The organism is Nocardia sp. NPDC004278 (assembly GCF_053602975.1).
On sequence record NZ_JBSGEQ010000053.1, the window covers coordinates 18192 to 30347 of the forward strand.

The window sequence follows — 12156 nt, forward strand, 5'->3', positions numbered from 1 at the left end:
CACAGGATCGTTCGACTGTGATCCTGGGCTGCTTGCCTAAGGTGTGTCTGTCGATGCCGGCCGGCTACTCCATGGCATGGGATCGACAGACACGCCCAACTACGATCAGCGGTAGCCCTTGGCCAGAGCGGCCTCGGTGTCGCGGCGTATCGCCTCGGTCTGCTCGGCGGTCAATGGGCTGCGCGGCGGGCGGCACTGACCGCCCTTGCGGCCGGCGATGTCCATCGACAGCTTGATCGCCTGGACGAACTCGGTCTTCGAGTCCCACCGCAGCAGGGGGTGCAGGTCGCGGTAGAGCGGCATGGCCTCCTTCAGGTCCTCGACATTGCCGGAGGTTGCCAGCCGGTACAGCTTGGCGGTGGCCTCGGGAATCGCGTTGGGGTAGCCCGCGATCCAGCCGACCGCGCCGGCCAGGCCGAACTCGACCACGACGTCGTCGGAGCCGATGAGGATGTCCAGATCCGGTGCCAGCTCCTGGATCTCGTAGACGCGGCGAACGTCGCCGGAGAACTCCTTGACCGCCTTGATCAGACCCTCCGAGTGGAGTTCGGCCAGCAGGTCCGGGGTCAGGTCGACCTTGGTGTCGTAAGGGTTGTTGTACGCCACGATCGGAAGCCCGACCTTGGCAGCCTCGCGATAGTGGTTGAGCACCGATTGACGGTCCGCACGGTAGATGTTCGGCGGAAGCATCAGCACCGACTGGGCGCCCGCCTCGGCCGCCTGCTCGATCCAGCGGACGGTCTCCCGCGAGCCGTACGCCGCCACGCCGGGCATCACGCCGAACCCTTCGGGCGAGGCCTGCACCGCCACCTCGACCACGCGGGCGCGCTCTTCGGGGGTCAGCGTCTGGTACTCGCCCAGCGAGCCGGACGGGCACACGCCGTCCGTGCTGTTGGCGGCCAGCCATGCGACGTGCCTGGCGTAGCCGTCGTAGTCGACGCTGAGGTCGTCGTTGAACGGCAGTGCGGTCGCGGTGTAGAGGCCGCGCCAGGGGTTCTCTTTCGAGATGGTCATGTTGTGAAGCCTCCTGGATCAAGGTTGCGCACGAATAGAATGTGATATTGCACTGCGATTCGCAAGAGGCTCGGTCGGTTAGCCTCCGGGTCGCCGGCTTCAGTCTGCCTCCGGTTTGAACTTTATGCAATGTGCTATTGCACTAGCCGATTTCGGTCTCTACGCTGAGCCTCGGTTCCAGCAAAGTCACACCGCAGTCGCAGTGGTTCAGCGCCGGATACCTGACGCCCGAGGCGTTGACCAGGAGTGGAGATACACATGATTCGTAAGACGTGGATCGGCGCCACGGCGGCAGTCGCTCTGACTTTGACCCTGTCTGCCTGTGGCGGGGGCGGTCTGGCGGCGGGCGGCGGCGGTGACGGCGGAAAGGGCGACATCCGGCTGGGCATGGCGGCACCGCTGAGCGGCAGCAGCGCCGCGATCGGGCCGTACATGAAGAACGGCGCGCAGCTCGCGATCGACGAGATCAACGCCTCCGGCGGTGTGCTCGGTCGCAAGCTTCAGCTCGTCCCCGAGGACGATGCGTGTGACCCGAGGACAGCAGCGTCGGCGGCCGCCAAGCTCGTCACGGAGGGCGTGACCGTGTCGGTCGGCGGCTACTGCTCGTCGGCGACCCTGCCGACGCTCTCGATCTTCAACAAGGCCGACGTCCCGATGATCATCCCGGCCGCGAACTCCAACGACCTGGTCAAGAGCAAGCTGTCGAATGTCTTCCTGCTCAACGGCACCGGTGCCCAGCAGGCCCAAGCGGCGGTCGATTTCATCAAGTCCTCCGGCGTCAAGGCCGTTGCGCTGGCAGACGACAACACGTCGTACTCCAAGGACATCAGCACCCGCACCGGGGACAAACTCGGCGCAGTCGGATCGGTCAAGGTCGTGGACCACGAGTCGGTGACCGCTGGCGAATCGGACTACTCCGCTGCGGTGACCTCGATCCTCAACGCGAAGCCGGACTTCGTGTACTGGACCGGCTACTACCAAGAGGGCGGGCTGCTCATCAAGCAGCTGCGCGCGGCGGGTTACACCGGCAAGATCATGGTCGCGGACGGATCCGTCGACGAGCAGATGATCTCCATCGCAGGTGCCGCCAACGCCCAGGGCGTGTTTGCGACCATGACGCAGACGCCGCAAACGATTGCTGGCGGCGAGAAGTGGATCGCCGACTACAAGGCCGCCTTCAAGGCCGACCCCGGGCCCTACTCGACGCAGTCGTACGACGCCGTGCGCGTGGCAGCCCAGGCGATCAAGAACGCCAACTCGACCAAGGGCAGCGACATCGTCGCCGCGCTGGAGAAGATCGACGGGTTCCCGATCTTCAGCGGCAAGCTCAAGTTCACCCCGGAGCACACCCTCAGCGAGGGCGGCTTCGGCATCCTCGTGGTCCAGGGCAACACCTTCGCGCTCAACAAGTGACCCTCGGCTCGCGGGCGCCAATGGCCCGCGCCGGCGAGCCAGCCGCATCACCCTCTCCGGCTGGCCCCGCCGGCTCCCGGCATTTAGGAGTGCCATGGACCTGCAATATCTCATTCAACTGATCCTGAACGGCCTGTTCATCGGCTCGTTCTACGCCCTCGTCGCGCTCGGCTACTCGATGGTCTACGGCATCATCAAACTGCTGAACTTCGCCCACGGTGACATCTACATGCTCGGCGCCTTCGCAGGCTATGCGCTGCTGACCGCGGCAGCCGGCTCGCTGGGCGGCGGCGCCTCGATCGTCGTACTCGTCCTGATCATGGCGGTGGCAATGCTGGTCACCGGCACCGTCGGGCTCGTCCTCGAGCGGGTCGCCTACCGGCCGCTGCGTGGAGCACCGCGATTGTCGGTGCTGATCACCGCGGTCGGCGCCAGCTTCGCGCTGGAGTACGGCATCGCCGTCGGGTTCGGCCCGAACCCGCGTGTCTATCCCGTCGGCTTCGGCAACGGTGCCATCTCCGTGCTGGGTGCCCGGGTCACCTACGCCCAGCTCGCCATGATGGTGATCGCGGTCGGCCTCATGGTCGCCCTCGACCAGCTCGTCAACAGGACCCGGACGGGTCGCGCGATGCGCGCGATCTCGCAGGATCCGAAAGCCTGCCTGCTGATGGGCATCAATGTCGACCGCGTCATCTCGCGCACCTTCTTCATCGGCTCGGCGCTGGCCGGTGCGGCCGGCGTGATGGCCGGCGCGTATTACGGGAAGGTGGACTTCCTCATGGGCTTCATCATCGGCCTCAAGGCGTTCACCGCCGCGGTGATCGGCGGCATCGGCAACCTGCGGGGCGCCGTTCTCGGCGCTGTCGTTCTCGGGCTGCTCGAGTCGTTCGGAACCGCCGCGCTCGGCAGTGAGTGGCGAGACGTCTTCGCCTTCGGCTTCCTGATCCTGTTCCTGACCGTCCGACCAACCGGTCTGCTCGGCGAGCGAGTGACGGAGCGGGTCTGATGAGCAACGATAACTCGATTCCGGCCCGAGACGGGGCCGTCGACGCCCCCTCCGGCTTCGTGCAAGCCGTCGACGGGGCCGGCAAGTCCACGGTCGGTCGCGTCGGCTCCGGCCTCGCGCCTGCAGATGCAGCTGGCCGTGTTACGCCGGTAAGCCGCGCGATCAGCCACCCGCTGTTCGGCTGGGTCGTGATGGCCCTCGCCGTTGCGCTGCCGTTCGTCAACTCCTCGTCTTACAGCATCCGGATCGCAACAGACGCGCTCATCTTCGTGATGCTCGCCGTCGGCCTGAATATCGTCGTGGGCTACTGCGGTCTGCTCGACCTGGGCTTCGCCGCCTTCTTCGCGATCGGTGCCTATACGTCCGGCATCCTCACCACGTCGCTGGGGTGGCCCATTCTGCTCACGATCCCAGTCGTCGTGATCGCAGCCGTCATCGGCGGGGTGGTGATCGGCGGCCCGACCTTGCGACTGCGCAGTGACTACCTGGCCATCGTGACCCTCGGATTCGGCGAGATCATCCGGATCACCGCGAACAACCTCGATATCACCGGCGGCCCGAACGGGATCTTCGGTATCCCGGACTTCGGCGACTTCGGCCTGCGTTCTGACATCACGACGTACTGGATCGTCGTTGCTGTCGTTGCCGCAGCGGTGTTGGCTTCCGCGCGGCTCGGCAAGGGGCGGCTGGGCCGGGCCTGGCGGTTCGTGCGCGAGGACGAGGACGCCGCGGAGGCGATGGGCATCCACACCTACCGGGTGAAGTTCGCGGCGTACATCACCGGAGCGATCTTCGGCGGGATCGCCGGTGTGCTCTTCGCGGTGCACCAGACGGCGATCTCGCCAACCAGCTTCAACTTCCTCTGGTCGGCGCTCATTCTCATGGCGGTGGTTCTCGGCGGGATGGGCTCAACGCCCGGCGTCGTCGTCGGTGCGCTCGTCATCTCCCTGCTCCCCGAATTGCTACGTGGCGCGGAGAACTGGCGCTATCTCGTCTTCGGCGTCCTGCTCATCATCGTGATGCTGTTCCGCCCGCAGGGCATCTGGCCGCACCGGGGCGACGAAAAGCCGTCGCGGATCGAGAAGCGACGAGCCCGCACGGCGGCAAAGGAGGTCGCACCATGACCGCGACACACGGCGAGGTGACAAGGAACGGCTCGTCGGCCACGGGGCTGCTCCAAGTCCGTGACATGACAGTGGCCTTCGGTGGAGTCACTGCCGTCAACGGCCTGACCTTCGACGTGCACGAAGGGGAGGTCCTCTCGGTAATCGGCCCGAACGGTGCCGGCAAGACCAGCGCCTTCAACTGCATTACCGGCTTCTACAAGCCGTCGGCCGGGCACGTCACCTTCGACGGCAGCGATATCACCGGCAAACGTCCCGCGGTCATCGCCGCGCGCGGGGTCGCCCGCACGTTTCAGAACCTGCGCCTGTTCGGCGAGCTCAGCGTCCTGGACAACGTGCGCGCGGGGATGCATGTGCGGATCCGGCAGAACGCCTTCGACGCCATCCTGCACACCCCCCGATACCACCGCAGCGAGCAAACCGCGACCGACGAGGCGCACCGCTGGCTCGACTTCGTCGGAGCGCGCGGGAGCCGGGTCCACGAAGTGCGCAACCTGCCGTACGGCGAGCAGCGCCGCGTCGAGATCGCCCGGGCCCTGGCCCGTGAACCGAAGATGCTCCTGCTCGACGAGCCCGCGGCCGGCCTGAACCACAACGAGAAGGAGGAGCTCCTCGGCCTACTGCGCCGCATCAGCGACCTCGGGACCGCGGTCGTGCTCATCGAGCACGATATGGGCCTGGTCATGGAGGTCTCCGAACGCATCGTCGTCCTCAACTACGGCAAGGAGATCGCGGACGGCACACCCCACCAGATCCGCACCGACCCCAGGGTCGTCGAGGCCTATTTGGGCACCGACGACGCCGAGGCCGAAGCGGTGGCCGCCGCCGACGAGGGGATTTTCAGCGGTCACACCGCGGCACCGAGCGAGAAGGGCGAGTCGTGAGCACAGTTACCCCTGTCCTCGAGGTCGAGGACCTCGTGGTCAACTATGGACGGGTCGAGGCGCTGCGCGGTCTGTCGCTGACGGTCGGTGCAGGTGAGACGGTGTCGCTGCTCGGCAACAACGGCGCTGGCAAGTCGACCACCGTCGCCACGATCTCCGGTCTGGTGCGCGCGAAGTCGGGACGGATCAGGGCGTTCGGCAAGGAGATCACAGCGGCCAAGCCCTGGGACATCGTCGAGATGGGCATAGTCCACGTGCCCGAAGGCCGACGGATCTTCCCTCGGCTCAGCGTCCACGAGAACCTGCTCATCGGTGGTTACACCGTCCGTGACAGTAAGGCGATCGAGGAGCGGATCGGGGAGGTGTACGAGCTTCTACCGCGGCTGCGCGACCGCCGCAACCAGCACGGCGGCACCCTGTCCGGGGGCGAGCAGCAGATGCTGGCGATGGGGCGCGCGATGATCGCCGCGCCGCGCCTGCTCATGCTCGACGAGCCGTCCATGGGACTCGCCCCCCTCATGGTCGCCCAGATCATGCAGGTCGTGCGAACCATCAGCGAGCGAGGCACCGCCGTACTCCTCATCGAGCAGAACGCGCGGTCCGCGCTCACCGTGGCTACCCGCGGCTACGTACTCGAGGCGGGCGTGACCAGCCTCGAGGGGTCCGCCGAGGAGTTGCGGACCAATCCCCGAGTAGTGGAGGCCTACCTTGGCGCCTGAGATGTCGTTCAGCTTCGAGACGGTGGACTACCACACCGGCGGTGAGCCGTTCCGGATCGTCGCCCACGGAGCGGTCCGGCTCGACGGCGCCACCGTGGCGGACAAGCGGGTCCGGGGGATCGCGAGCCCGGAGGTGCAGTATGCCCGCGCGCTCCTGTGCAGCGAGCCACGCGGCCACGCGGACATGTACGGCGGCTTCGTCACCGAGCCCGATGACGACGGCGCCGATCTCGGGGTGCTGTTCTGGCACAAGGACGGCTTCTCCACCGCGTGCGGCCACGGCACCATCGCGCTGGGTGTGTGGGCCGTCGAGTCCGGCCTCGTGCCGCGACTCGAGCAGGGCACTCGCGACGTACGGATCGACGTACCCTCCGGGCGGGTCACCGCCCGCGTTGCCTTCGAGGCGGGCGAGATCGCCCACGTCTCGTTCGTCAACGTCCCGAGCTGGGTGCACTCCACCGGTGTCGATGTCGAGACCGACCGTGGCCGCGTCACGTGCGACATCGCCTTCGGCGGTGCGATGTACGCCGTGGTGTCCGCCGCGGACCTCGGCCTGGCTGTTCGCCCCGCAGACCTGCCCGACCTGATTCGGACCGGTCGCCAGATCCGGGATGGCCTCAACGCCGCCCGCGCGGCGGAGCACCCGAGCGACCCGCGCCTGTCCGGCGTCTACGCAACGATGTTCACCGAGGACGTCGACCCCGACGACGCGACCGCCGCCCAGGCGTTCGAGGGACTCAGTGCCGAGGGTGCGCTGCACCAGCGCAACGTCGTGGTGTTCTCCGACGGCGAGGTCGATCGGTCTCCGTGCGGGTCCGGTACCGCGGCCAGGGTCGCGCATCTGACCAGCCAGGGACGTCTCGCCGACGGTGCGGTCCTGGTGCACGACTCTATCGTCGGCAGCAGATTCCGTGCTCGGGCCGTGGCCCGGGTCCAGGCCGACGGTCACGACGCGGTCGTGCCCGAGGTCGTCGGCACGGCGCACAAGTTGGGAGACAGCCGCTTTGTCGTGGACCCGCGCGACTCGCTGGTTCCCGGCTTCATCCTCAGGTGAGGATCCACGGACCGATGAGAGGTTTCAGGTGTATGCGGGTTTCAGCTACCGGCATTCGGAACTGAACGACCTGGAATCACGGCATCCGTGACCTGCGGCGGACCAGATCGCTACGCCGCCTGCCCGGCGATTTGGTCCGTCTCCGCCCGCGCACGTAACATGTGATATGTCACTGACTGTCGCGCTTGTACCATGGCAACTGACCAGATCACACGCGCCGATCTTGCGGTCGCCGCTCATCCGCCCACACGCAACAAGAAGGCAATGATGTCCGCCACCGATACGCCGGTCTCGACACTGACGTCGTTCCTCCCCCGGAAGAGCATGCGCGACGAGATCATCGAGAAGTTGCGCGGGGCGATCATCACCGGTGAGTTGCGCCCCGACGTCGTGTACTCGGCCCCCGGACTGGCCGAACAGTTCGGCGTGTCCGCGACTCCGGTCCGCGAAGCAATGATCGACCTGGCCAAGGAGGGCTTGGTCGAAACCGTGCGCAACAAGGGCTTTCGCGTTCGCGAGCCATCCGAACAGGAGCTGGACAACCTCGCCGAGGTCCGCCTGCTCATCGAGGCCCCCACCGTACGCAAGGTTGCCGACGCCGGCATCGACCCCCAGCAGCTCGCCGAACTGCGCACCCTGGCCCTCGGCATCGAAAAGGCCGCGACCGAACGCGATTTCATCACCTACATCTCCATCGACACCGAATTCCACTGCCGCCTCCTCAGCCTCGCGGGCAACAACGAGCTGGTCGAAACGGTGCGGTCGCTGCGCTCCCGCTCCCGTCTCTATGGCGTCCGCCCACTCGCCGAACGCGGTGAGCTCATTCATTCCGCCCGTGAGCACGTGGAAATCCTGAATCTCATCGAACAGGGAGCCGCGGAATCGGCCGAACAGCTGATCCGCCGCCACATCGGCCACGTCCGAGGCATCTGGGCCGAATAGATCGGACTCGACGGACGGCGCGCCTGCGTCGATCGCATTCGCCCGAAGTCGTGAAAGTGCGGTTGAGCGGCGGTGATACGCGCAGGTCGGCTCGTTGGCCTGGTCGTTTTCCAAGGCACCCAATGGTTTCGATTCCCCAGGCGGCTCCGGGGCAGAGGCCATTTCCATGGTCCGCGTACATTGCGTGGGACGCCAATGTGGCTCGTCGGCAGTTGCGCACGTTCGTGAGATCGGCTGGCGGCCAACGGCTCCGCAGGCATGATGGTCGTGTGGTCGATCGTGAAGAATCTCAACTCGGGCTGGCTCTGACCGCTATCGATCCGAATGTGCTACTGGCACTGGCTGATCAGCACCATGCGCGTACGGTGCGGCCACTGGGCAGCCGTGCGGTCGCTGGGCATTTGGTGAAGCCTTACGTGATCGAGGCGCCGGGGCGGCGGGTGCGCGACCAAAACGTGCAGGCCGCGCTGCGGGTCGCGGGTGATCACCTGTCGTCGGCGTATCTGCGAGGTTCTCTCGGGCTCGCTGTGCTGCTCGTCCACGCCGGTGGTGACGGTGACTACGTCCTGGTCAACACATGGATCGAGGGGTACATGTCCGACCTTGCTGTCTTCGTCGGTCCGGCCGACGATGCCGCCGGGCTCCGGCCCGGACGGGCGGGTCTGGCCCCCTGTGTGTGGGAAGCGGCGGTTCTGGCCCACGAACGAGATGCCTTCACCCGGCATGTCCTGGACGGCCACGGTGTGATCGATGAGCGGCTGGCAGCGTGGCGCGGCGATGTGTTGGCAGGCAAGGTCCGATGAGGGGCACTGTATCGGTCCGGGTGCGCCACGCGCGTGTGGCCGATCTACCCCATGTTGCCCAGCTGGCTGCAGAGCATGCCGCGTATGAGAAGGCTGCGCCCCCGCCAGCCGATTTGGCCCGACGACTGCAGGCTCTGCTGTTCGATACAGAGCAGCCCCGATTGCGCTGTTTCGTCGCGGAACTGGACGACGGCGAGATCATCGGGTACGCCTCGTGCGCGCCGGAACTGTCCACATGGGACGGAGCGGAGTACCTCCATATGGACTGCTTGTTCCTGCGCGAGGGGCATCGAGGCTTGCAGGTCGGGCCCATGTTGGTGCAGGCCGTGGTGGCCGAAGCCCGTGAGCTCGGGCTAGGGCAGGTTCAGTGGCAAACTCCGCCGTGGAACACCGACGCAATCAGGTTCTACGACCGGTTGGGAGCCCGATCCACCGAGAAGCGGCGCTACTGTCTCATGGCCGATTGACCCGCTGATGAATGCACCCCAGCGCGGGCAGCGCTGAGGCCGGCGATGGCATCAGGACACCCGCACCAGCAGGACCCGAGGGATTCAGGCCCCGCGGCGCAGGGCGAACGCCTGGTCGATGTTGTCCTCGACCCAGGTGCGCAATTGATTGAGCGGGACTGCGGCGCTGCGGCCCAGCGGGGTGAGCGCGTACTCGACATGCAGCGGGACCGCCGGGTAGACGGTGCGGTCGACCAGGCCGAAATCTTCCAGGCGGCGCAGGGTTTGGGTCAGGACCTTCGGGCTGACACCTTGGAGTAGCCGCTGCAGTTCGCCGAATCGTTGCGGGCCGTCCTCGAGGATGCCGATGGCGAGTGCGGACCATTTGTTGGCCAGCAGATCGAGCATGGCGCGGCACGGGCACTGTGCGGCGTAGACGTCGTGGTGGACGTGCTGACCGGTCGGGCAACTGGTCGGCATCAGCAATCTCCTCACCTGGCAACTTTCCTCGAGGAAAGTTGGCGCTCTTGATGGTAACCACCCCTGCGGGGCTAGCTTCCTCTGCGTCAACAGGGAGGCCGGTCCGGGTCTTCCGGGATTCAGGAGGTGGTGTTATGTCCGCGGTCACGATGCGCGCGGTGGCGCAGGAGGCGTTCGGCGGCCCGGAAGTGTTGCGAGTCCGGGAGGTGCCGCGCCCGGAACCGTTGCCCACCGAGGTGCTGGTGCGCGTACACGCGGCAGGAGTCAATCCGGTCGACTGGAAGACTCGGTCGAATTCCGGTGTGGCGGGAGTGCTGGGCGAGCCGCCATTCGTCCTGGGGTGGGATGTGTCCGGGGTGGTGGCGGCGGTCGGGTTCGGGGTGACCACCCTGCGCGTCGGCGACGAGGTGTTCGGGATGCCCTGGTTCCCGCGTGCCGCGGGTGGTTACGGCGAGTATGTCACCGCGCCGGCTCGCCAGTTCGCGCGCAAACCGCGCACGATCGACCATGAGCACGCGGCAGCCGTGCCGCTGGCCGCCCTCACCGCCTGGCAGGCACTGGTGGACACCGCCCGGGTGCAGGCCGGACAGCGCGTACTCGTGCACGCGGCCGCCGGCGGTGTCGGGCACTTCGCGGTGCAGTTCGCGAAACACCTTGGCGCGCACGTGCTCGCGACCGCGAGCCAGGGACATCACATGTGGCTGACCGGCATCGGAGCCGACGAGGTCATCGACTACACCACCACCCCGTTCGAGCACAGCGCCACCGATGTGGACGTCGTCCTCGACCTGGTCGGCGATATCCACGACAACACCTCGATCCGGTCGCTGGAGGTACTGCGGCCCGGTGGGCTGCTGGTGTCGATTCCCACCGGGACTTCCCCCGAACTGGCCGCGGCGGCCCAGCAGCGCGGCGTGCGGGTCAGCTCTTTTCTGGTCGAGCCCGACGGCCCGGCGTTGACCCGGATCGCCAACCTCATCGACAGCGGGGAGGTGGAAGTCGCCGTGGCGGAGGTCTTCCCGCTCGAGCACGCCGCCGCCGCCCACGTACGCGGCGAAAAGGGCCGCACCCGAGGAAAACTCGTGCTCCGCGTCGTCTGACACCGTCATCCGGATCCCAGCGAAAGATCGGAATTCCCCGTGTTCTACGAAATCCGCCGCTACCAGACCCGGCCCGAACGCCGCGCCGAATGGGTCCGCTACATGGAGGAGGTGGTCGTGCCCTTCCAATCCGGGATGGGCATGAATGTCATCGCTTCCTTCATCGACGAGGAAGACGAAAACGGCTACCTCTGGATCCGCCGTTTCGAAGACGAGGCCGACCGCGCCGAGCTGTACCGGGCTGTCTATGAAAACGAGCGCTGGACAGGCGAAATCGGTCCGGCCGTGCACGCCCTGCTGCTCGCCGAGCAGTCCGTGGTCACCCGTGTCGTCCCCACCGCGGCCTCCCCGCTGCAATAACCCACCAAGGAGAACATTTCCCATGACCACCGACACCCACTTGTCGACGCCCTCGCCCTCCATCACCCGGAGTGCGGCCGCGCGGCTCATCGCAGCTGTACACTTCGCCGCCGCAGAGATCGGATTCGACGCGGCGGTCGCCGTCACCGATGTCGGCGGCCACCTCAAGGCATTCGAACGCCCTGACGAGACACCCTTCCTGGCCAGCGAGGTGGCCGTCGACAAGGCGTGGACCGCGGCCTCGTTCCGCCTCGCCACGCACGTCTGGAACGACTATGTGTCCGGCCCGCAGGTCGCCCCGCTCGCGTACCATCCGCGCCTGATGGCGGTCGGCGGCGGCTTCCCGATCGTCGAGAACGGCCGTTGCATCGGCGGTCTGGGCATTTCCGGCGGTACGGCCGAACAGGATCGGCAGGCCGCCGAGATTGCCTTGACCGCAACTGGTTTCGACAGCGCGGAATAGCACCCGGTCGGGGGCCGCAAGACAGCGGCTTCATGCCTGAGCGGTGGGCCTGATGACGAGTTCGCTGACATCGACGGTATCGGGCTGGACGATGGCTCTAGCGACCGTGTCGGCCGGAAGGCCGGTGCGGTCGCTGGTCTACTCGAATGCGCCCGGATCGCTGCGCCCAGGAAGTGTTGGGCGGCCACTCGAGACGGTCGAGGTCGCACTCATCGCGGATGGTGAACTACTGATCCGAGGCCCGCAGGTGATGCGCGGTTACCGTGGCCCGCCCGAGCGCACCGCCGAAACGATCGACGCCGACGGATGGCTCCACACCGGCGATGTGGCGAGATGTATGCGGCCGAA

14 protein-coding genes and 1 pseudogene are annotated in these 12156 nt (G+C 66.8%); 13 read left to right on the forward strand and 2 right to left on the reverse strand.

Going from position 1 to position 12156, the window contains the following annotated elements; all coding sequences use genetic code 11:
• Positions 1–105 precede the first annotated feature (105 nt).
• Positions 106–1014 carry a dihydrodipicolinate synthase family protein gene (locus ACWEO2_RS40950; protein WP_452410303.1) on the reverse strand — a complete coding sequence of 303 codons (909 nt, stop codon included), beginning with the start codon at positions 1012–1014 and terminating at the stop codon, positions 106–108.
• Positions 1015–1320: 306 nt separating this feature from the next.
• On the opposite strand from ACWEO2_RS40950, the gene ACWEO2_RS40955 reads away from it, so the two are divergent.
• The 9 genes from ACWEO2_RS40955 (at position 1321) to ACWEO2_RS40995 (ending at position 9426) form a co-directional block, all read left to right on the forward strand.
• The gene (locus tag ACWEO2_RS40955; protein WP_452410304.1) at positions 1321–2427 is read left to right on the forward strand and encodes a branched-chain amino acid ABC transporter substrate-binding protein; all 1107 of its coding nucleotides are present in this window, start codon (positions 1321–1323) and stop codon (positions 2425–2427) included.
• 94 nt (positions 2428–2521) lie between these two features.
• Positions 2522–3433: a branched-chain amino acid ABC transporter permease gene (locus ACWEO2_RS40960; protein ID WP_452410305.1), complete on the forward strand. Its 912-nt coding sequence runs from the start codon at positions 2522–2524 to the stop codon at positions 3431–3433.
• Complete coding sequence (locus ACWEO2_RS40965) at positions 3433–4557, forward strand: branched-chain amino acid ABC transporter permease (protein WP_452410306.1); 1125 nt, start codon at positions 3433–3435, stop codon at positions 4555–4557. Before ACWEO2_RS40960 ends, ACWEO2_RS40965 begins: the two co-directional genes overlap by 1 nt.
• On the forward strand, positions 4554–5441 hold the full coding sequence (locus ACWEO2_RS40970; RefSeq protein ID WP_452410307.1) for an ABC transporter ATP-binding protein: 888 nt from the start codon (positions 4554–4556) through the stop codon (positions 5439–5441). Before ACWEO2_RS40965 ends, ACWEO2_RS40970 begins: the two co-directional genes overlap by 4 nt.
• Positions 5438–6160 (forward strand): ABC transporter ATP-binding protein, encoded by a 723-nt coding sequence (locus ACWEO2_RS40975; protein ID WP_452410308.1) that lies wholly within the window; start codon positions 5438–5440, stop codon positions 6158–6160. Before ACWEO2_RS40970 ends, ACWEO2_RS40975 begins: the two co-directional genes overlap by 4 nt.
• A gap of 1 nt (position 6161) precedes the next feature.
• Complete coding sequence (locus tag ACWEO2_RS40980; protein WP_452410309.1) at positions 6162–7214, forward strand: proline racemase family protein; 1053 nt, start codon at positions 6162–6164, stop codon at positions 7212–7214.
• Positions 7215–7406: 192 nt separating this feature from the next.
• Positions 7407–8156, forward strand: a complete 750-nt coding sequence (locus tag ACWEO2_RS40985; RefSeq protein WP_452410310.1) for a GntR family transcriptional regulator — start codon at positions 7407–7409, stop codon at positions 8154–8156.
• Between the two features lie 269 nt (positions 8157–8425).
• Complete coding sequence (locus tag ACWEO2_RS40990; protein WP_452410311.1) at positions 8426–8959, forward strand: hypothetical protein; 534 nt, start codon at positions 8426–8428, stop codon at positions 8957–8959.
• Entirely contained in the window at positions 8956–9426 is a 471-nt protein-coding gene (locus ACWEO2_RS40995; protein ID WP_452410312.1) for an N-acetyltransferase family protein, read from the forward strand. Before ACWEO2_RS40990 ends, ACWEO2_RS40995 begins: the two co-directional genes overlap by 4 nt.
• An 84-nt stretch (positions 9427–9510) precedes the next feature.
• Here ACWEO2_RS40995 and ACWEO2_RS41000 read toward each other — a convergent pair whose 3' ends face one another.
• Positions 9511–9885: a winged helix-turn-helix transcriptional regulator gene (locus ACWEO2_RS41000; RefSeq protein WP_452410313.1), complete on the reverse strand. Its 375-nt coding sequence runs from the start codon at positions 9883–9885 to the stop codon at positions 9511–9513.
• Positions 9886–10019: 134 nt separating this feature from the next.
• Here ACWEO2_RS41000 and ACWEO2_RS41005 point away from each other — a divergent pair, with 134 nt between their 5' ends.
• From ACWEO2_RS41005 to ACWEO2_RS41020, 4 genes and pseudogenes are all read left to right on the forward strand, one after another.
• On the forward strand, positions 10020–10985 hold the full coding sequence (locus ACWEO2_RS41005) for an NADP-dependent oxidoreductase (RefSeq protein WP_452410314.1): 966 nt from the start codon (positions 10020–10022) through the stop codon (positions 10983–10985).
• 39 nt (positions 10986–11024) lie between these two features.
• A complete protein-coding gene (locus tag ACWEO2_RS41010) occupies positions 11025–11345 on the forward strand; it encodes an NIPSNAP family protein (RefSeq protein ID WP_452410315.1) in 321 nt (106 codons plus the stop codon).
• A gap of 22 nt (positions 11346–11367) precedes the next feature.
• Positions 11368–11808: a GlcG/HbpS family heme-binding protein gene (locus tag ACWEO2_RS41015; protein WP_452410316.1), complete on the forward strand. Its 441-nt coding sequence runs from the start codon at positions 11368–11370 to the stop codon at positions 11806–11808.
• 157 nt (positions 11809–11965) lie between these two features.
• Positions 11966–12139: pseudogene (locus ACWEO2_RS41020) on the forward strand (AMP-dependent synthetase/ligase); the annotation flags it as partial.
• Positions 12140–12156: the final 17 nt, after the last annotated feature.